Source organism: Streptomyces longwoodensis (assembly GCF_001514125.1).
Taxonomy (GTDB): domain Bacteria; phylum Actinomycetota; class Actinomycetes; order Streptomycetales; family Streptomycetaceae; genus Streptomyces; species Streptomyces longwoodensis.
Map to the genome: position 1 here is coordinate 1 of NZ_KQ948566.1, position 19,880 is coordinate 19,880.

The window sequence follows — 19,880 nt, forward strand, 5'->3', positions numbered from 1 at the left end:
AGACTTCGATGCGCAGGCTTCCACAACCCTGCCTCTGCGACACCTCGCCCGGCCAACGCGGCTGCATCCTGCACACCCGGAACAGGCGGCGCACCGGCCGTCGTCCGCGCGCCGTGCAAAGGGCGGCCCGGCCGATCACACGGACGGCCGGGCTCCCCAGTGCGGCAGGGCGCTAGTCGCCGGAGGCGGACGCCGTCACGTCCCTCACCGCCCACCGCTGGTTGGCGCCGGAGTTGGGCGGCCACGTGGTGACCGCGGCGCCCTCGCCCGTCGACTGTCCCCCGACCTCCAGCAGCCGCCCGCTCGCGGCGTTGATCAGCGTCCAGGTGCCATCGCCAGTGGTCGAGGCGATCCATTCGGTCGCCGCGTCACGTCGGCCGGTGTCGGGTTCGGCGACCGGGACGTCGTCGCGGACCGCTACGCGCTTGCCGTCCACGGCGCTGGTGAGGACGTAGCGGGCCTCGCTGCCGCGGCCGGGGCCCACCTGGCTCAGCCGCCACTGCTGGGTGATCGAGCCGCTGGGTGCGCCGATGACGAGGCCGGTGCCGTTGCCGGCCACGGTGACCGCCTTGCCACTCTGCACGCCGGTGAGGGTGTAGGTGTGGCCGGTCCGCAGCAGCGGCGCGTCCTGCGCGACGCCGGACACGCCCTTGACGACGAAGGAGGTCACGGACTGGGCGGGAACGGTGACCGTGGCCCGGCCGCCCTCGACCTTCACCGCGTCCCGCACGGCGAGCTTGCCGTCGGCGCTGGTGACGACGGGCGTCACGGTGGCGCCCCGGCTGATGCTGCGGAACTTCGTCAGGTCGAGGGTGACGCTGCGCGCGCTCGTGGTGCTGTTGACGTGCACCAGGGAGGCGCCCTTGCCGTCCTTCGACACGGCGGCCGCGCTGGAGGTGTCGTCGACCTTGATCAGGCGGTCGCCGGGCTTGATGAAGTGGGTGAAGTTGCGTGCCGTGTCGAACTTGGTGTTGGTGCGGACCGGGCAGGTGGCGAGGGTGTCCGCGGAGGTGCAGCTGAAGGGGACCTGGATCTCCCCCCAGTTGCCGCCCTTGGCGGACTCGCCGCCGGGCTTCATGTTGTCCTCGTCCTCGACCGGCTGCCAGAACACCCAGGCCCGCGGCTCCAGTTCCCGCAGGTCGTCGACGATGTGCTGGGCGAGTCCGAGGCCGGGGCGCATGTCCGCGAAGCTCTGTCCGTCACCCCAGTCGCCCTCGACCTCGCTCATCCACAGTTTCTTGTCCGCGGCCTTGGCGAGGTCACGGACGGTGGTGCGCTGTCCGGTGCCGTAGGTGTGGACGTTCATCTGGCCGACGAGGGTGCGGTCCTGGGCGGTGTAGGCGCTCCAGTTCTGCGCGAAGGTCGAGGGGTTGGTCTCGTCCATCGCCGAGATCTGCGCCTTGGTCTTCGCCGTGCGCAGGGCAGGTGCGAGCGCTTGGAGCACGTTGCGCTGCAGCGCGGGGCTCATGTGGGCGCCCTCTTGGCGGCCGCCGACCGGTTGGCCGTCGGTCCCCAGGCGCGTGCTCCAGTAGGGGGTATTGGGCTCGTTGAAGGGGTCGACGGTCTTCACCTTGATGCCGTGCGCCTCCTCCAGCCGACGGGTGGCGCCGGCCAGGTAGGCGGCGTAGTCGTCGACCGACCCGGCCTTGAGCTGGTCGGCGGTGGCGTCGAAGCCGCCGGAGACGTAGCCGGAGACCGTCATGAACCAGGGCGGGGAGTTGCTGAAGGTCTCCCAGTGGGTGATGTCGTTCTTGATGCGGTCGACCCACCAGCGCTGGGTGGCGTCGGCCTTGTCGTTCCAGTCGGCCGGGTCGTCGGCGTCCCACCAGTCGGTGTCCGTGCGCGTGGTGCCGTCGGGGGCCTTCCACCAGCCCTGGACGGCGCCGCCGGCCCGCAGGTAGTCCTTGACGTCGGGCGCGTTGCCGCCGCCGAGGTTGTAGCGGGCGATGTTCAGGCCGAGGCCGTCGTCGCCGAAGAGGAGGGAGGCGAGCTTCTCCCGTATGTGGGGCGGGTAGCCGCCGGTGACGTTGGCGAACCAGGCCAGGCTGGTGCCCCAGCCCTCGAACGGCTGCTGCTGGTAGGAGGGGTCGAGCCGGACGGTGACGGAGGGGACGTCCGCGGCCCGGGCAGGGCCCGGTACGGAGACCAGGGAGGCCGCGGTGGCCAGGGCGGTGAGGCCGGCGGAGGTGAGCCGTCTGCTGCGGGTGCTGCGTGCCATCGGTGTGCTCCCAACTGGAGTGTGGTCGCGCTGAGATGGGCCCTCCCGCCAGTGTCGGGGCAGGAGGGCACCGCCCGTGAGGAGGGCGTGCGTCCTCACGGGCGAGCGGGTGGGGCGGGTGGGGTGGGGTGGGGTGGGGGTGTGTCAGGCGAGCGGCTGGCGCACTACGGCGACGGCCCGGGGGGCGAGCGTGAGGGTGCCGTCGGCGGCCAGGGTGCCGAGCAGGGCGTCACCGGTGACGCCGGGCACGGTGACCGTGTCGTCGGTGCGGTTGACGAGGAAGCGGAAGCGGGCGTCGGAGCCGCGGCGCACGGTCGTCTCGACGAGTCCCCGCGCCTCGGTGGGCAGGTCGCTGCGCACGCCGGCCGGGTCCAGCAGGCGCGGCAGGAGCGAGGTGAGGCCCCGTGTCCCGAGCCGGGTGGAGACGTAGGTGGCCGAGCCGCTGCCCGTCGTACGGCGGGTGACGGCGGGGCGTCCCTCGTACGCGCCGGAGCGGTAGTGGGCGAGGACCTCGGTGTCGGGGGCCGTGACGGTGATCCGGTCGGTCCACAGCGTGCCGGTCGCGGGGCCGTCCAGGGCGACCTCGTCCCCGGCGACGAGGGGGCCGAACTCCTCGATGCGGATGCCGAGCAGGTCACGGAGGGCGCCCGGGTAGCCGCCGAGCCACACGTGGTCGTTCTCGTCGACGATGCCCGAGAAGTAGGTGGTGACGAGGTGGCCGCCCTGCTCGGTGTAGCGGGTGAGGGTCTTGGCGAGGTCGGCCGGGACCACGTGCAGCACCGGGGCGATCAGCACCTGGTGGCGGTGCAGGTCGCCGTGCGGGGTGACGAGGTCGGCGCGGATGCCGAGGGCGAGGAGGGCGGAGTACCAGTCGAGTGCTTCCTGCCGGTAGTCGAGCAGGGAGGTGGGGTGGGAGTCCTGCTCGCTCGCCCACCACGACTGCCAGTCGTAGAGGATGCCGACGGGGGCGGCCTCGCGCTCGCTGCCGGCGAGGGGCGCGAGTGACTCCAGGGTGGCGCCGAGGTCGCGGACCGCGCGGAACAGGTCGCTGTCCTCACCGGCGTGCGGCACCATCGCGGAGTGGTACTTCTCGGCGCCGGCCGCGGACTGTCGCCACTGGAAGAAGCAGACCGCGTCGGCACCGTGCGCGACGTGCAGCAGCGAGTCGCGGGCCAGGTCGCCGGGGCGCTTGGCCACGTTGACGGGCTGCCAGTTGACGGCGCTGGTGGAGTGCTCCATCAGGAACCAGGGCCGGCCGCCGCTGATGCCGCTGGTGAGGTTGGCGGAGAAGGACAGCTCGTCGCGGTCCTGGGGGCCGGGGTGGACGTAGTGGTCGTTGGAGACGAAGTCGATCTCCGCGGCCCAGTCCGGGTAGTTCATGCCCTTCGTGCCGCCCATCACCATGAAGTTGGTGGTGACGGGGACGTCGGGGGTGATCTCCCGCAGGATCTCCCGCTCGGCGCACAGGTGGTCCTTGAGCGCGTCGGAGGAGAAGCGCTTGAAGTCCAGCTGCTGGGTGGGGTTGGGGTGTGACGCCGCCAGGCGGGGCGGGAGGATCTGCTCCCACTCGGTGTAGTGCTGCGACCAGAAGGCGGTGGCCCAGGCGTGGTTGAGCGCCTCGAGGGTGCCGTAGCGGGCGCGCAGCCAGTCGCGGAAGGCGCGGGCGGCGTCGTCGGAGTAGTCGTAGACGTTGTGGCAGCCCAGTTCGTTGTTGACGTGCCAGGCGACCAGCGTCGGGTGGCCGGCGTACCGGGCGGCCAGCTCCCGTACCAGGCGCAGTGCGTGGCGGCGGAAGACGGGCGAGGTGGGGCGCCAGTGCTGGCGCGCTCCCGGCCACAGGGTCTCTCCGGTGGCCGTGACCGGGAGGACCTCGGGGTGGGCCGTGGTGAGCCAGGGCGGCGGGGAGGCGGTGGCCGTGGCCAGGTCGACCCCGATGCCGCCCTCGTGGAGGAGGTCCATGACCTCGTCGAGCCAGCCGAAGTCCCAGGTGTCCGCGCCCGGTTGGAGGCGGGCCCAGGAGAAGATGCCCAGGGAGACGAGGTTGACGCCGGCCTCGCGCATCAGGCGTACGTCGTCCTGCCAGACGGAGCGGGGCCACTGCTCGGGGTTGTAGTCGGCGCCGTAGAGGAGGCGGGGGGTGCGGTCACCGTCCGCCCCGGGCATCCGGGACAGGAGGGTGGAGATCATGGTGGTCCTTCCGGGAGGGGCCGCGGGCGGCCCGGGGGGCCGGGCGCGCCGTGCGGCGGTCACTTCTCGCGGCGAAGTCCTGCTTGGCCGGCGATCGCTTATAGCGGTGCCACCGTGATCGGCAGGCGGTCACTTCTCGCAGTGCCACCCTGATCGGCAGGCGGTCACTTCTCGCAGTGCAACCCTGATCGGCCGACGGTCACTTCTCGACGGTGAAGCCCTGCTCGCTGCCGTACTTGACGGAGGCGTCCTGCCAGGTCTTCAAGCCGTCGGCCAGCTTGGTGCGCGACACGTAGGCCTTGCCGACGGTGTCGTTGAAGACGGAGTTGGCGTACACCTGGTAGGGCAGGTACGACCAGTCGTCGGCGACGTTCGCGGCGGATTCCGCGAAGATCTTGTTGGCCTGCTGTCCGCCGAAGTACGGGAAGGCGGTGTTCTGGAAGGCCGGGGAGTTCAGCTGGGCGACGGTCGCGGGGAAGGCCCCGCCCTGGACGCGGGTGTCGACGCCCTTGCCGGCGTTGGCGTACTCGACGAACGCGTAGGCCAGGGCCTCGTTCTTGCCGAGCTCGGGCAGGGTGAGGGCGCTGCCGCCGTTCTCCGCACTCGCGCGGTCGCCGGCCGTCCACTGCGGCAGTGGGGCGACGCGCCAGTCACCGGCGGCGTTCTTGACGCCGGAGGCGAGGTTGGCGGGCATCCAGGCGCCGGTGGCGAGGGTCGCGATGGTGCCGTCGCCGAGGCCCTTGTACCACTCGTCGGACCAGCTGGTGACGGGCGCGAGCAGCTTGTCGTCGAGGAGCTTCTGCCAGGTTGCGGTGTACTTCCCGGCGCCCGGGTCCGCGAAGTCGATCTTCACCTTGGTGCCGTCGACCGTGTAGGGGCGTGAACCGGCCTGCCACAGCATGCTGGTGGTGAAGCCCGCGTCGCCGGTGTCGTTGGTGATGTACGCCTTCGGGTCCGCGGTGTGCAGGGCGTGGGCCGCGGTCACGTACTCGTCCCAGGTGGTGGGCACCTTGATCTTGTACTTGTCGAAGACCTTCTTGTTGTAGAACAGCGCCATGGGGCCGGAGTCCATGGGCAGGCCGTAGATGCCGTCGCCGCCGGCCTTCACGCCGTTCCAGGGGCCCGGGGAGAAGGACGCGGAGAGTTTGTCGGCGCCGAAGCCCTTGAGGTCGGTGAGCTGCTTGGTCAACGCGTACTGGCCCATGGCGTAGTACTCGACCTGGGCGACGTCGGGCACGCCCTTCTTGGCGGACATGGCGTTCTGCAGCGCCTTGTACTGGTCGTTGCCGGTGCCCGCGTTGACCAGGTCGACCTTGACGCCGGGGTGCTCCTTCTCGAAGTCGGCGGCCACCTGCTTGAGCGTGGGCTCCCACGCCCAGACCGTGAGGGTGCCGCCCTTCTGCAGCGCGGCCTGGACGTCGGCCTCGGAGACGGACTTCTTCGCGTCCGAACCATCGTCGCCGGAGCCGCCGCAGGCGGTGGCGCCGAGGGCCAGGACGGTCAGGAGGCCGATGCCGCTCAGCAGGCGGCGGGAGTGCTTGGGCATGGACGTACTTCCACTTCTTGCCGGAGCACCGGCGGGTGAGGGTCGAAGAACGGAACGGTGAGAGAAGGAGGATGAGGAGGAGCCGGGCCGGGCGCGGCTCATTCCTTGACGCTGCCCGCGGCGAGCCCCGACTGCCAGTACTTCTGGAGCAGCAGGAACGCGGCGATCAGCGGGACGATGGTGATCAGTGAGCCGGTGATGACCAGGTGGAACACGGGCTGGCCGCCGGCGGTCGCCGCCTGCGCGTTCCAGCTGTTGAGGCCGAGGGTGAGCGGGTACCAGTCGGGATCCTTGATCATGATCAGCGGCAGGAAGTAGTTGTTCCAGGTGGCGACCATGGTGAACAGCGAGACGGTGACGATGCCGGGTGCCAGCAGTGGCAGGGCCACCTGGAAGAAGACGCGGAGCTCGCTCGCGCCGTCCATGCGGGCCGCCTCCAGCAGTTCCACCGGGATGGCCTCGCCCGCGAACACCCACATCAGGTACAGGCCGAAGGGCGAGATCAGCGAGGGGATGATCACGGCCCAGGGGGTGTTGGTGAGTCCCAGGTTGCTGAACATCAGAAAGGTCGGCACGGCGAGCGCGGTCCCCGGTACGGCGACGGCCCCGATGACCACGGCGAAGACGGCCCGGCGTCCGGGGAAGGCGAACTTGGCCAGCGCGTACCCGCCGAGCACGGCGAGGAAGGTGGCGCCGCCGGCGCCCACCACGACGTAGAGCACGGTGTTGAGCAGCCAGCGGGTGAAGACGCCGTCGTGGTAGGTGAACGTCTGGGTGATGTTGTCCCACAGGGCGAAGTCGCCGTCGAACCAGAGACCGGAGGAACGGGACAGACCCTCCTGGGTCTTGGTCGCGCTGATGACCAGCCAGAGCAGCGGTACCAGGCTGTAGAGCAGTACCAGGGCGGTGAGCACAGTGAGCAGGACACTGCGCCGGGGCCGGCCGGCCTCGGGGCGGCGCCGGGCGGAGCGCAGGCGCGGCGCGGTCCTGACGAGAGGCGTCCTCCGGCTCGCGGTGCCGGACGAGGCGTCGGTGGTGGTGACGGTCATGGCTGCCTCACGCTCCCTTGCGCATGCCGCGCAGCTGGACGACGTAGGCGATGACCATGGTGATCACGCCCATGACCAGGGCGACCGTCGCGGAGTAGTTCTGCTGCTGGCCCGAGAACGACAGCGAGTACGTGTAGAAGTTCGGGGTGTAGTCCGTGGTGATGGCGTTGGGGGCGAGCTTCTGCAGCACGCTCGGCTCGTTGAAGAGCTGGAAGCTGCCGATGACGGAGAAGATCGTGGCGATGACGAGGGCGCCGCGGATGGCCGGCAGTTTGATGGCGGTGATGACGCGGATCTGTCCGGCGCCGTCGATCTCGGCCGCCTCGTAGAGGGACTGCGGGATCACCCGCAGCGCCGAGTAGAAGATCAGCATGTTGTAGCCGACGAACTCCCAGGTCACGATGTTGCCGATGGAGGCGAGGACGAGACCCGGGGAGAGCGGGTCGGGCAGCGACAGGCCGAAGGCGTCGTCGATGTCGCCGACCAGGCCGAAGCGGGTGCCGTACATGAAGCCCCACATGAGGGTGGCGACCACGGCCGGCACCGCGTAGGGCAGGAAGATCGAGATCCGGAAGAAGCTCTTGCCGTAGAGGCGTCCGCTGTCGAGCGCGAGCGCCACGAGCAGGGCGATGCCGAGCATGACCGGCACCTGGACGCACAGGAAGAGGGAGACCCGGCCGAGCGACGCCCAGAAGTTCTCGTCCTGCAGGGCCGCGGCGTAGTTGTCGAGGCCGACGAACGTGGTGCCGCCGATGAGCCGGTCACGGAAGAGGCTCAGGTAGAGCGAGTAGGCGATGGGCGCGAGGAAGACCAGGGCGAAGACGATCACGAACGGGGCGAGGAAGCCCCAGCCCGCCCAGGAGCGACGGTCCCGTCTGGTCGGGGGTGGTGCCGGCTGCGGCGCGGCAGCCGCCGGCGGGTGCAGCGTTGTCATGTCGTTCCTCGCGCTTTCGGGGTGGTGGAGCAGGCGGCGGTGGGACCGGCAACGGTTTCCGGGGCCCGAGGCCCGCGGGGTGTACGTGAACATCACGTCGCGGCGCGACTCCGCGCTGTTATGTTTACGTAAACATCCGACGGCGGCATGTCTACCCCCGCCGGGTGACACCGGTCAAGGGTTCGGTATGGGGTTCGGTGTGGACGGAGCGGCGGGGCGGACGGGAGGAGACGCCTCGCCTGCGGTGGTCGAAGAACTCAACTCCCCCGCCACCACGGGCCGTAGGGGCCGCGACGGCCGCGACGCACTTGTCCTGCGTGACCCCGGTTATGTTATGTTTGCGTAAACATCCCCGGGCGCCTGCGAGACTTCGGCATCAGTGGCGGCCGAGTGGTCCGCCACGGTGAACCGTCAATCGGAGGACGACGGAAGGCGGCTGACGGCCAGTGGACATGGCGAGGAAACGTTCGTCCGACACGCACGGCTCCGGCGCCGGCACGGCCTCCGCCGACACCGATGACACAGCCACGGCCGACGGCCGCGGACGCTCCCGCCGCGGCCCGCGCACCGCTTCCATGGCGGACGTCGCCCGGCTCGCCGGCGTCTCCTCCCAGACGGTCTCGCGGGTGTCCAACGGCTACGCCGGGGTGAACGAGGAGACCCGCCGCGCGGTGCTCGCCGCGATGCAGGAACTCGGTTACCGCCCCAACAGCGCGGCCCGCGCACTGAAGCGCGGCGAGTTCCGCACCATCGGCGTCATCACGTTCACGCTCGCCACCACCGGCAACGTGCGCACCCTGGAGGCGATCGCCACCTCGGCGGCGCAGGAGGGGTACGCCGTCACACTGCTGCCGGTCGCCGTGCCCACCCAGGACGAGGTGCGCGGCGCCTTCTCCCGGCTGGAGGAACTCGCCGTCGACGCGGTGATCGTCATCATGGAGGTGCACCTCCTCGACGCGGCGACGATCACCCTGCCCCCGCACGTGCAGGTGGTGGTCGTCGACTCCGACGCGGGCGACCGCTACACCGTGGTCGACACCGACCAGGCCGGCGGCACCCGCGCGGCGGTCCAGCACCTGCTCGACCTCGGGCACGACACCGTCTGGCACCTCGCCGGCCCCGAGGGCTCCTTCGCCGCCCAGCGCCGCACCGACGCCTGGCGCGCGGTCCTCACCGAGGCCGGACGGGTCCCGCCGCCGCTGGTCCAGGGCGACTGGTCGACGGAGTCCGGCTACCGGGCGGGACAGGAACTCGCGCGGCGCCAGGACTGCACCGCGGTCTTCGTGGCCAACGACCAGATGGCCCTCGGGCTGCAGCACGCCCTGCACGAACACGGCCGGCGCGTCCCCGAGGACGTCAGCGTGGTCGGCTTCGACGACATCCCCGAGGCCGCGCACTTCGTGCCCCCGCTGACGACGGTCCAGCAGGACTTCGCGAAGGTGGGACGGCTCTGTGTCCGGGCCGCGCTGCGCAAGGTGCGGGGCGAGGGCGCGGAACGCGGCACGACGCTGGTGCCGACCCGGCTCGTGGTACGCGACAGCACGGCGGCGCCGCCGCGTCGGGACGCCCGCTAGCGGCGCCACCTGCTCGGCCACGGGCCGTCCGGGTGCGCCCGCCGCCGATCGACCCCGGCGGTGCCTGTCCGTCTTCCGGTCCGGGAGCCGCGGCCGTCAGGTCGTGGAACAGTGGGAGCAAGGAGCAGGAGTCGTGTCGCCGGGGCCACCAGGGATTGGTTCGGGCGGAGGAGGCCACGATGAGCGACCGTGTGCTGTTGGGTGTCGACGGGTCCTGTTCCGGTTCGCTGCTGGCCGACTGGGCCGCGCGGGAGGCCGCGCTGCGGGGTGTCCCCCTGTCCCTGTTCCACGCGTGTCCGCCCCTCCCCGGTGCCGCCGGCGACAGGTTGCGGCAGGTGGGGACGCACATGCTGCACCGGGTGGCCGCCGAGGTCCGCCGCCTCTACCCGGACCTGGCGGTGCGGGAGGAGCAGGCAGCGGGGACTCCGCACACCGCTCTCCTGGCTGCGGCCGACGACGCCGGGCTCCTCGTCGTCGGCGCGCGGGGAGCGGGCGGGTTCGACGGTCTCGCGGTCGGCTCGGTGGCCCTGCGGATGGCGGCAGCGGCCCCCTGCCCCGTCGTGGTGGTGCCCCGCCCGCCCCGCGCCTTCGGCGAGGAGGTGTCGCGGGCACCGGGCGTGACCCGGATCGTGGCGGGGTTCGACGCGCACCGTCCGGTGGGTGAGGTCGCGGAGTTCGCCTTCCGTACGGCCGAGACGCACGCGGCACGCCTGCGAGTGGTGCAGGCCTGGGCCCTTCCCGCCGAGTCGGTCTCGCTGCCGACCCTGGCGGTCACCGAGGAGGACCGTGCCACCTGGGAGGACGAGGAAGTCCTGCGGCTCTCCGACGCCGTACGCGCGTGGTCGGAGAAGTACCCCCAGGTGGCGGCCCGCAGCGACGTGGTTCTCCTGCACCCGGCGGAAGCTCTCCTGAACACCTCCCGGACCGCGGATCTGCTCGTCGTGGGACGCCGGACCGACGTGGGGGCCGCCGAAGGCCGGCTGGGCCCGGTCACGCACGCCGTGCTGCACCACGCCCGCTGCCCTGTGGCCGTGGTCCCGCACGCCGGGTGAGCAGCGCGGACCGGCCGGGCGGGGCTCGCGTCACGGCACCGGTCCTACGGCACCGGGAACGGTCAGTCGAAGAAGACGACTGGGGACGTCAGCCGAAGAACACCCCGAACTCGTCGCACAACGGCTGGTCGACGACCTTCTTCGTCGCCGTGGCGTCAGCGAGGGGGACGCGGACGATGCGGGTGCCCCGCAGGCTGACCATGACACCGAAGTCACCGTCCCTGACCGCGTCGATGGCGTGCAGGCCGAAACGCGTGGCGAGCCACCGGTCGAAGGCGCTCGGGGTGCCGCCGCGCTGGATGTGCCCGAGCACCGTGGTGCGGGCGTCGTGGCCCGTGCGCTGCTGGATCTCCCGGGCCAGCCATTCACCGATGCCGGAGAGCCGCACGTGCCCGAACTCGTCCAGTGACTCGTCCTTGAGCACGGTCTGCCCTTGTCGGGGGGCTGCTCCCTCGGCGACCACGACGATGGGCGCGTACCTGATCTTGAACCGACTCCGCACCTGGTCACAGACCTGCTCGATGTCGAACGGCCGCTCCGGGACGAGGATCACGTTGGCGCCTCCGGCAACGCCCGCGTGCAGGGCGATCCAGCCCGAGTGCCGTCCCATCACCTCCACCACGAGGGTGCGCATGTGCGACTCGGCCGTGGTGTGGAGCCGGTCGATGGCCTCCGTGGCGATGCCGACGGCCGTGTCGAAGCCGAAGGTGTAGTCGGTTCCGGACACGTCGTTGTCGATGGTCTTGGGAACGCCCACCAGAGGGACGCCCTGCCGGTGCAGTTCGGTCGCCACACCGAGGGTGTCCTCACCCCCGATCACGACGAGTGCGTCCACGCCGTGCGCGGCGAGGGTGCGGCGCACCCGGCGCAGCCCGTCCTCGTGCTTGAACGGATTGGTGCGCGAGGACCCGAGGATGGTTCCCCCGCGAGGGAGGATTCCCCGTACGCGGGGGATGTCCAGCGGTGCGACGTCGTCCTGGAGCAGGCCGAGCCAGCCGTCGCGGACACCGACGAAGTCGAAGCCGTACTCCTGCACGCCCTTGCGGACGACGCTGCGGATCACGGCGTTGAGGCCGGGGCAGTCACCGCCCCCGGTCAGTACTCCGACCTTCATGGGCTTCTCCCGTCCGTCGGACATCCAGCGAACCGACCGTCGCGGCAGTGACGTCGCCACCACGCGCACCGCTCCTCCCCCTCAAGCCTCCCTCGGTTCGTCGCGGGGTGGCCACTCAGCGGGCCCGCGGACGCTGGTGATTCTGCCGATGGCGGCCGCGCTCCGCGCCACGACGCTGACCGGGACAGGCACCCCACCTCTCACTCCCCACAGGAGCACCCATGCGTCGTCGTGCCCCACGCCGGCTTCTCGGCCTTCTCGCCGCCCCCACGGTCGCGCTCACCCTGCTCTCCTCCGCGCCGACCGCCGTCGCCGAGCCGGCCCCCGCCCCGGTCGCCCACACCGTCGGCGCGACCGCTCGGACCCTCGCCACGAACACACCGGTCGTCTTCGTCCACGGCTACACCGGCAACGCCTCCAACTGGGTCACCGCCATGAGCGTCTTCCGGGCCAGCGGCTGGTCCAGCTCCAACCTGTTCGCCTACGAGTACAACTCCTACGGCAACAACATCACCAACGCCCAGGGCCTGGCCACCTTCGTCAACAACGTCAAGGCACGGACCGGTGCCGCCAAGGTGGCCATCGTCAACCACTCCATGGGCGGGCTCGTCAGCCAGTACTACCTGAAGGTGCTGGGCGGCAACACCAGCGTCAGCCACCTGGCCTCCATCGCCGGCGCCAACCACGGCACCACCTACGCCGGCGCCTGCCTGATCTACACCACCTGCCAGCAGATGTACCCCGGCTCGTCCTTCATCGCCCAGATCTCGGCGGGCGACGAGACACCCGGCGACACCAGGTACTCCACCTGGTACTCGGCGTGCGACGGCATCATCCTCCCGTACACCAGCACCCGCCTCGACGGCGCCGACAACAACAACGTGCCGTGCCAGACCCACATCGGCTACCTCACGGACACGGTCGTACTCGGCGCGATCGCCCGCTTCGTCGCCTCCTGACACCCCCGGGTTAAGGCGCGAGGGCCGGGCGGAGCTGCTCCAGCAGCTCACGTCCGGCCTCACCGCCGCGGACTGTGCTCAGGCGGAACGTCAGGAAGGGCTCACTCGCGCGGGGGAACGGCCTTCGGTTCTTCGTGAGTGCGGGGCCGTTCCGAGTCGTCCTCTTCGTCGGCCAGGTCGGCCTGGTCCGGAGCGCCGCTGCTCCAGGCGACGGGCGGTGTCGGCGCCGTGATCGTCTGCGGTTCGTCGGAACCCGGGTGGACGCTCGGCTGGGAGCCCGGTGCGTGGGACGTCTGCGCTTCATCATCGGAGTTCGTCATGGATTCTGTGTTCCCGTCGTTCACGATCCAATTCCCTGATCGAGTTCAGCCGGTGTCATCGTCCGCTGAGGGGATGCCGTCGGTCGCTCAGGCCAGGTCGGCGGCCACTTCCCGGGCGGCCCGCGCTCCCGAGGCGAGCGCGCCCTGCACCGAGCCCGTCGCCCGGTGGTCGCCGCACACGTAGCGTCCCGGCCCCACCCGGGTGCGGCGGCTGAGCGTCAGGGGCGGCTCCATGGCCGGCAGGGCCCCGGGGACCGAACGGGCGGTGAGCAGGTCCCAACCCGCCGTGTCGGTGCCGTAGCACTCGGCCAGTGCCGTGCGCAGCGCGCTCTCGCGCGCCGGGCCGCCGTCGCCCAGGACGGACGTGGCCACCAGGGCGTACCCACGCGGGGCGTAGGAGTGGTGGAGCTCGCTGAGGACGACACTGTTGGTGAACCGCCGCCGTACGTCCGTGACCAGGGTCGGCTCGCGCAACGGAGAGGCCGGTGCGAGGTGGTAGTAGGTCGTCACCGTCCGGTACGCGGGTACGGTGAGGCCGGGCAGCAGCCGGGCCGCCGTCACGGCATCCGCCGCGACGACCACGGCCCGCGCGGGCACCGTATGCTCCCCGCCGACGACGACGCCGTCCTCGGTCAGCTCCGTCACCGGCGACTCCCGTACGATCGTCCCGGGCGGCAGCCCGGTGGCCAGCAGTTCGGGCACGGCGCCGACGCCTGCGGCGGGCAGGCAGAGCGTGCCGCGCACCATGCTGCGCCACACCAGGTGGAAGAACCGGCTGGAGGTGGCGAGGTCGTCCTCCAGGAACACACCGCTCAGGAACGGGCGGAAGAACCGCTGTACGAACTCCTCGCGGAAACCGGCCGCCGCCAGCAGACGCCGTGTGGAGGTTTCCGGCGTCCGCCGGACCAGGGCCGCCGGGGCGAGCGCGTCGAAGCCGGTCAGCGCGGCCAGCGCCGCCAGGTCACGCGGCCCGGCGAGTGGCCCGGTGAGCGCGCCGAACGCCTGCCGCGGCGCGCGCGTCGGGTCGGCGAACCGCAGCCGCCGCTCCCCGTCCTGGATGAGGAATCCCGGCGTGAAGGGCCGCAGCCGCAGCCGTCCCAGGGGAACGCGCCGGCGCACCTGCGGGTAGGAGGTGTTGAACACCTGGAAACCCCGGTCCACCACGCACCCCTCCACGTGGTCGGTCCGCATCCGGCCGCCCACCCGGTCCCCGGCCTCCAGCACGCGGACCCGCAGGCCCAGCGCGTGCAGGTCCCGGGCACAGGCCAGGCCCGCCAGTCCGGCGCCCACCACGACCGCGTCCCACTCGTCGCCCACGTCCCGCTCCCTCCGGTGTCCGCCGCGCGGCGCACACACGTTGCTGCTTCCCCACGGGGCCGGGTGGCGGATGCGGAGTCCCCCGTACGGCCGAGCTGGTGCGGACCGACAGCGGTGCCGGGCGGCCGCGGGCTCTGCCCGCCGAGGGAACGGTCCGCCGAGGGCACGGTCCGCCGAGGGCATCGTCCGCCGCAGGCTCGGTCAGCGGCTGGGGCGGGGAGGGCTGGGACCGGTCATCGGGCGGACGAGGGCTTCTTCGAGAAGCTCGTCACCGTGTGACGCGACGGGGGACGGTCAGTCCGCGTTCGGCAAACGGCCCAGTACGTCGCGCAGTTGGGCGCGGCCGGTGATGCCGAGCTTGGGGAAGATCTTGTGCAGGTGGAAGCCGATGGTGCGCGGGGAGAGGTAGAGCCGGGCGCCGATGTCCCGGTTGGTCAGGCCCTCCGCGGCGAGTTGGGCGATCTCCAGCTCCTGCGGGGTCAGCCCGGCCAGGGCGTCGGACGGGGCGACGGAGGTCACAGCGACGCCCGCCGCGCGGAGTTCGGCGGTGGCCCGTTCGACCCACGGGCGCGCGTCCAGTCGTACGAAGGTCTCGAGGGCGGCGGTGAGGTGGGGCCGGGCCTCGGTGGCGCGTCGGCGGCGGCGCAGCCATTCGGCGAAGTCCAGGCGGGCGAGGGCGTGTTCGAAGGGCCAGCGGGCGGCTGTCGGGTCCTCGGTCGCGGCACGGAAGTGGGCTTCGGCGTCCTCGGGTTCGCTCAGCAGGGCCGCAGCGCGGTGCACGATCGCGGCCAGCCGGGGGGAAGGGGGCTGTGCGAGGGTCCGCCGCGCGCCGGCGAGCACGGCGCGGGCGTCGTCGGTTCGGCCGGCGCGGACGGCCGCGGCGGCGAGGTCGGCGAGGTAGTAGAGGGAAGCGTGGTAGTGGACGGGGGCCGGGCGCTGCTCGTCGGTGAAGGCACGGCGGAGCTCGCGGTACGCCGTCTCGTGGTCGCCCTCCGCCAGGGCCGCCAGGGCGAGCGCGTGGCGGTGGCGCACGTACAGGCTGCGGGACGCGCGCAGGTCGCGGCCGCGGACGGCGTCGGCCACCTGGGCACGGGCCCCGGCGTGGTCGCCGCGGGCGGCGCGCAGGGTGGCCTGCAGGAGGGGTGAGCCGACGGCCACGTTGTCCGCGCCCGCCTCCGTGGCCAGCCAGAACGCCTCCTCGGCGGCGGCCCGGGCCGCGCCCCAGGCCCCGCTCTCGAAGTGCGCCAGGGCCAGGGCCTGCGCGACGGTGCAGTTGGCGCCGGCGGTGGCGGCCCGGCGCAGATGGTTCATCGCCCGGCCGAGCAGGCGTACGGCCTCGTCGGTCTCGTCGAGGATCCAGGCCGCGCCGCCGAGGGTGACCAGTGCGGGCAGGGTGCGGTCCGTGTCGGACGGCAGGGTGTCGACGGCGTGGGCCAGGTTCTTCAGCGTCCGCGGCCGGTCGCTGAACGGCTGGGTCGCCGCGTGCGTCCAGACCCGGTCGGGTCCGTCCGGGTCCGGGGCGAGGAGGCCGGCGATCCGCTGGATCTCGTGCCGGTGGCGAGGGTCGCCCGAGTTGTACGCCGGGGTCGCGGCGGTGCCCAGGGCGCTGAGGGCGAGAGCCGGAGCGGGGGTGGCCATGGATGCGGCCACGGGCAGCAGGAAGGCCAGGGAGTCGTCGTGGCGCAGGGTGACGGCGAGGGACCAGCCGGCGCGCAGGGAGGCCTCGGCGAGGAGGTGCGGGTCGCCGGTCAGCGTGGTGACGCGGCCCGCGATCTCCCCGACCCACTGCGGGTGCCCCGCGTACATGGCGGACTCGGCCGCGGCGAGCAGGCGGCGGGCACGGGCGATCGGGTCGGGGGTGAGTTCGGCCGCGCGTTCGAGCGCGGTGGCCGCGGCCGCGTGTCCGCCCCGGTGCTGGAAGCGGCGCGCGCTCTCGGCCAGGGCGTCGGCGATCTCCTCGTCGGGGCCGAGCGCCGCCGATGCGAGGTGCCAGGCCCGGCGGTCGGGTTCGTGGGCGACGGCGGCGGCCAGGGTGAGGTGCGCCTCGCGGCGTTCGGCGAACGTCGCCGCCTGCTGGACGGCCGAGCGGACCAGCGGATGACGCAGCCGCACCTCGCCGCCGTCCACGTGCACCAGGCCGGTTCGCTCGGCCGGCTCCCACACCTGAGGTCCGCCGACGTCCGGGACGTCCGACAGGCGGGCGGTGCCCGCCGCCGCCACGAGGAGCAGGGCGCGGCGCGTGGCGGACGGCAGGGTGGGCAGATCGGCGGCGAACAGGTCCACCAGGCGGGAGGTGAGCGGCAGGGAGCCGTGCGCGGCGAGGTCGCCACTGCCCGGATCGCGGGTGAAGGCACCGTACGGGGCGAGGTCGCCGCCGCCCGGACCGCGGGTGACGGCGCGGGTGAGTTCGATGAGGGCGAGCGGATTCCCGGCGGCCTGGGTGAGGATCTGCGCGCGGATCCGGCCCTGCGGCGGTCGCGGCTGAGCGTCCAGCAGCCGGCCGGCCGCGGCGCGGTCGAGCGGGCCGACGGGCAGGTGCGGGAAGTCGCGGTCGAAGCGCACGGGTACCGCTCCGTCCCGGGCCGCGAGCAGCAGCGCCACGGCTTCGGCGTCGAGGCGACGGGCGGCGAAGGCGAGGACGTCCAGTGAGCCGACGTCCAGCCACTGGGCGTCGTCCACGGCGAGCAACAGGGGACGGTCCGCCGCCGCGTCCAAGAGCAGGGTCAGGACGGCGCTGCGGATCGTCAGCGCATCGGGCGCCGACGATCCGCCGGTCCGGTCCATGCCGAGCGCGTGGCGCAGGGCGTCGCGCTGGTGGGCGGGCAGCCGGTCGACGCCCGCGAGCACCGGACGCAGCAACTGGTGCACGCCGGCGAAGCCGAGGTCCTGCTCGCCCTCGCAGCCCCGCACCCGCAGCACCCGCCGGCCCCGCTCCACGGCCTGCGCGACGGCCCGGTCGACCAGGGCGCTCTTGCCCGCCCCCGGTTCACCGGTCAGCACGAGCACCCGGGGGCCCGCGCCGTCCGCCGCGGCGATCAGCCGCGCGATCCGCGCCAGTTCACGCTCCCTGCCGATCAACTCGGGCCCGGTCTCCTGCCCCGCCCCGAAGTCACTGCCGTCACTGGTGCCGCTGAAGCCACTGAAGTCCATCGAATCCCGTTCCCACCCGCCCCGATCGCACCCCATTTTGCCAGGTCGGAGCCGGTGACCGGTCATGTGACAGAAGCGCGGACCGCCACCTCACCGGCAGTCTGGGACCTCAGGCAGGCACGAGATCGGGAGCATGGCGGTGATGGCGGAAGCGGACGTCGGACGGCAGCGCGGCCAGGTGTTCTGCACCAGATCGGTACCGGCCCGGGAGAGTCTGGAGTTCTGGCACGACGCCGTACTCGCCACCCTGGTGGGGATGGACATCCGCACCAGCAGCGGGACGTACGACGCCACCATGCGCACCGACCGGCTCGGCGCGCTGCGGATCACCACGGTCGACTGCGATCCGGGGGAGGTCCACCGCAGCTCCGGCCGGGTCGCGCGCGGGGACGGCACCCAGGTGTTCGTCGCCGTGCAGGCCAGCGGGACGGCCCAGGTCGAGCAGGACGGCCGCCGCACGGAGCTGCGACCCGGTGACATCGCGTTCTTCGAGACCGTACGCCCGTATCGCACGCGGTTCCCCGAGCGCTTCCAGCTGAAGATCTTCGCCGTGCCGCGCGGCCTGCTCGGCCAGCCGGAGGCAGCGCTCGCCCGGCTCACGGCCCGCGCGATCCGTCCGGTGAGCGGCCTCGCAGGTCTGCTCTCGCCGTTCGTGGCGCGGCTGGCGGACACGTCCGAGGACTACGACGGGCCGGTCGCCGACCGGATGGCCGACAGCGCCGTCGCTCTGCTGGCCGCGACCGCCGCGCAGCAATTGGACGGGGAGCCGGCCGAACTACCCGGCGCCGAGCGGGTGCTGCTGCTGCGGATCCAGCGGTTCATCCGCTGGAATCTGGCGGACGCGGACCTCACGCCCGCGGTCATCGCCCGCGCCCACGGCATCTCCGTGCGCTATCTGCACCGGCTGTTCGAACAGGAGGGCTCCACGGTCGGGCGCTGGATCCGCCGACTGCGGCTCGAGGAGTGCCGCAGGGAACTCACCGACGCGGCGAGCATCGGCAGCGTGGCGCGCCGCTGGGGCTTCAGCGGCGCCCCGCACCTCGGACGGGCGTTCCGCCGGGAGTACGGCACCTCGCCCACGGCCTGGCTGCTGGCCGGACGCCCCGATGACCCCCTGGAGGCGTCATGAGGCCGCCTCCACACGCGGAACGATCCTTCTCCGCCGCGTACGGCGAGGTCGAACTCGTCGTCCGCGCCGCCCCGGAGGCCTGGCGCGGTTCCCTGCGTCTGCGCCACCTCGGCGTGCTCCAGGTCGCGACCGAGGAGTGCGACCCGGTGGAGGTCGTACGGACCGCGCGGGACGCCACGGCCGACGGGCGGACCCACCTCTTCGCGCGCCTCCAACTCGAGGGCACGGCACTGGTGTTCCAGGACGGCCGCCGCGCCCGCCTGCGCCCGGGGGACCTCGCCTTCCACGACGCCGGCCGGCCCTTCAGCCTCGCGTTGCCGGAACGCCAGCGGGCCCGTGTCCTCATGGTGCCGCGGCAGTTGGTGCGGCTGGGCGAGGCGGACATCCGGCGGGTCATGGCCCAGGTCATCGGGGCGACGGCACCGCAGGCCCCGGCCGCGCTGCTGCTCCCGCTGCTGACCGGGCTGGTGGACGAGATCGCAACGGCCGCACCGGCCACCCGGGAGGACCTCGCCCACGCCGTGACGGACGTGCTGGCCGCCCTGGCCGCCGCCCAGCTCACCGGACCTGGACATCGGCCGCCTGGCGACGTCCCCGGGGAGACCGCGATGTTCGACCGCGTGAAGGCCACCATCGAAACGCGCCTCAGCGAACCCGAGCTCTCCCCCACGGTCCTCGCCGAGGCGCACGGCATCTCCCTGCGCTACCTGCACAAGCTCTTCCAGGAACACAGCACCACGGTCGGCACCTGGATCCGCCGACGCAGACTCGAAGCCTGCCGGGCCGAACTCGCCCGCCCCTCGGCAGCCGACCGCTCCATCGCCGCCGTGGCCGCCCGCTGGGGTTTCGTCAGCCCGGCCCACTTCAGCCACGCGTTCCGCAAGGCGTACGGCATGTCACCCGCGCAGTTCCGAGCCCAGGCCCACGGCGGCTGACACCCGACCGGCCGGCCGACGGACCTGCGCCTGAGCGCCACCGAACCAAGGCCGGCGCACTCCGAAGCAGCACCACCACCCAACCGACGCCCACGCCCGTGCGCTGCCGGACCGGGGTCGGTGCGCTCTCGGGCAATTCGGGTCGGCCGCACCGTCCTAGCGTCGTCAGTGAGGCGCCCGCACAGCGCATCCGAACACTGAGGAGAACAGCATGTCCGACGTCGTCGAGCCGGTCCAGCCGGTGCTGGAGCCGGCCGCCCAGGCGTTCGCCGAGGCGACCGCCAACCCGCCGTACCTGTTCGACCTGGGACCCGTCGAGGGCCGCAAGGCGGTCGACGAGGTGCAGTCCGGCGACATCACCAAGCCGGAGGTCGACGAGGAATGGATCACCGTCGA

At 72.4% G+C, this 19,880-nt stretch carries 14 protein-coding genes and 1 pseudogene; 6 read left to right on the forward strand and 9 right to left on the reverse strand.

Annotated features, from left to right (window positions below):
• Window positions 1–172 precede the first annotated feature (172 nt).
• The 5 genes from AQJ30_RS33970 to AQJ30_RS33990 all read right to left on the reverse strand — a co-directional run bounded on the left by AQJ30_RS33970 (window position 173) and on the right by AQJ30_RS33990 (window position 7,934).
• The gene (locus AQJ30_RS33970; RefSeq protein ID WP_067241563.1) at window positions 173–2,218 is read right to left on the reverse strand and encodes an RICIN domain-containing protein; all 2,046 of its coding nucleotides are present in this window, start codon (window positions 2,216–2,218) and stop codon (window positions 173–175) included.
• A gap of 144 nt (window positions 2,219–2,362) precedes the next feature.
• Window positions 2,363–4,405: a beta-galactosidase gene (locus AQJ30_RS33975; RefSeq protein ID WP_067241564.1), complete on the reverse strand. Its 2,043-nt coding sequence runs from the start codon at window positions 4,403–4,405 to the stop codon at window positions 2,363–2,365.
• A 199-nt stretch (window positions 4,406–4,604) separates the two neighbouring features.
• Window positions 4,605–5,951: an ABC transporter substrate-binding protein gene (locus tag AQJ30_RS33980; protein ID WP_067241565.1), complete on the reverse strand. Its 1,347-nt coding sequence runs from the start codon at window positions 5,949–5,951 to the stop codon at window positions 4,605–4,607.
• Between the two features lie 98 nt (window positions 5,952–6,049).
• Window positions 6,050–7,000, reverse strand: coding sequence for a carbohydrate ABC transporter permease (locus tag AQJ30_RS33985; protein WP_067241568.1), 951 nt, complete (start codon window positions 6,998–7,000; stop codon window positions 6,050–6,052).
• Between the two features lie 7 nt (window positions 7,001–7,007).
• Window positions 7,008–7,934, reverse strand: a complete 927-nt coding sequence (locus AQJ30_RS33990; RefSeq protein WP_067241569.1) for a carbohydrate ABC transporter permease — start codon at window positions 7,932–7,934, stop codon at window positions 7,008–7,010.
• Between the two features lie 575 nt (window positions 7,935–8,509).
• On the opposite strand from AQJ30_RS33990, the gene AQJ30_RS33995 reads away from it, so the two are divergent.
• Together AQJ30_RS33995 and AQJ30_RS34000 are read left to right on the forward strand one after the other, a co-directional pair.
• Window positions 8,510–9,508 (forward strand): LacI family DNA-binding transcriptional regulator, encoded by a 999-nt coding sequence (locus AQJ30_RS33995; RefSeq protein ID WP_067241777.1) that lies wholly within the window; start codon window positions 8,510–8,512, stop codon window positions 9,506–9,508.
• 179 nt (window positions 9,509–9,687) lie between these two features.
• Window positions 9,688–10,560, forward strand: coding sequence for a universal stress protein (locus AQJ30_RS34000; protein WP_067241570.1), 873 nt, complete (start codon window positions 9,688–9,690; stop codon window positions 10,558–10,560).
• 88 nt (window positions 10,561–10,648) lie between these two features.
• On the opposite strand, the gene AQJ30_RS34005 is transcribed toward AQJ30_RS34000, so the two are convergent.
• Window positions 10,649–11,674, reverse strand: a complete 1,026-nt coding sequence (locus AQJ30_RS34005) for a 6-phosphofructokinase (protein ID WP_067241571.1) — start codon at window positions 11,672–11,674, stop codon at window positions 10,649–10,651.
• A gap of 221 nt (window positions 11,675–11,895) precedes the next feature.
• Here AQJ30_RS34005 and AQJ30_RS34010 point away from each other — a divergent pair, with 221 nt between their 5' ends.
• Complete coding sequence (locus tag AQJ30_RS34010) at window positions 11,896–12,633, forward strand: esterase/lipase family protein (RefSeq protein WP_067241576.1); 738 nt, start codon at window positions 11,896–11,898, stop codon at window positions 12,631–12,633.
• A gap of 101 nt (window positions 12,634–12,734) precedes the next feature.
• Here AQJ30_RS34010 and AQJ30_RS34015 read toward each other — a convergent pair whose 3' ends face one another.
• The 3 genes from AQJ30_RS34015 to AQJ30_RS34025 form a co-directional block, all read right to left on the reverse strand.
• Window positions 12,735–12,953, reverse strand: a complete 219-nt coding sequence (locus AQJ30_RS34015; RefSeq protein ID WP_067241578.1) for a hypothetical protein — start codon at window positions 12,951–12,953, stop codon at window positions 12,735–12,737.
• A gap of 87 nt (window positions 12,954–13,040) precedes the next feature.
• Window positions 13,041–14,270, reverse strand: a complete 1,230-nt coding sequence (locus AQJ30_RS34020; protein ID WP_067241580.1) for an FAD-dependent oxidoreductase — start codon at window positions 14,268–14,270, stop codon at window positions 13,041–13,043.
• 294 nt (window positions 14,271–14,564) lie between these two features.
• A complete protein-coding gene (locus tag AQJ30_RS34025) occupies window positions 14,565–17,420 on the reverse strand; it encodes a helix-turn-helix transcriptional regulator (RefSeq protein WP_079084488.1) in 2,856 nt (951 codons plus the stop codon).
• A 142-nt stretch (window positions 17,421–17,562) separates the two neighbouring features.
• On the opposite strand from AQJ30_RS34025, the gene AQJ30_RS34030 reads away from it, so the two are divergent.
• From AQJ30_RS34030 to AQJ30_RS34040, 3 genes and pseudogenes are all read left to right on the forward strand, one after another.
• Window positions 17,563–18,549 carry an AraC-like ligand-binding domain-containing protein gene (locus tag AQJ30_RS34030; RefSeq protein ID WP_245727258.1) on the forward strand — a complete coding sequence of 329 codons (987 nt, stop codon included), beginning with the start codon at window positions 17,563–17,565 and terminating at the stop codon, window positions 18,547–18,549.
• Complete coding sequence (locus AQJ30_RS34035) at window positions 18,546–19,484, forward strand: helix-turn-helix domain-containing protein (protein ID WP_067241583.1); 939 nt, start codon at window positions 18,546–18,548, stop codon at window positions 19,482–19,484. Before AQJ30_RS34030 ends, AQJ30_RS34035 begins: the two co-directional genes overlap by 4 nt.
• 211 nt (window positions 19,485–19,695) lie before the next feature.
• Window positions 19,696–19,880, forward strand: a pseudogene (locus AQJ30_RS34040) (esterase); the annotation flags it as partial.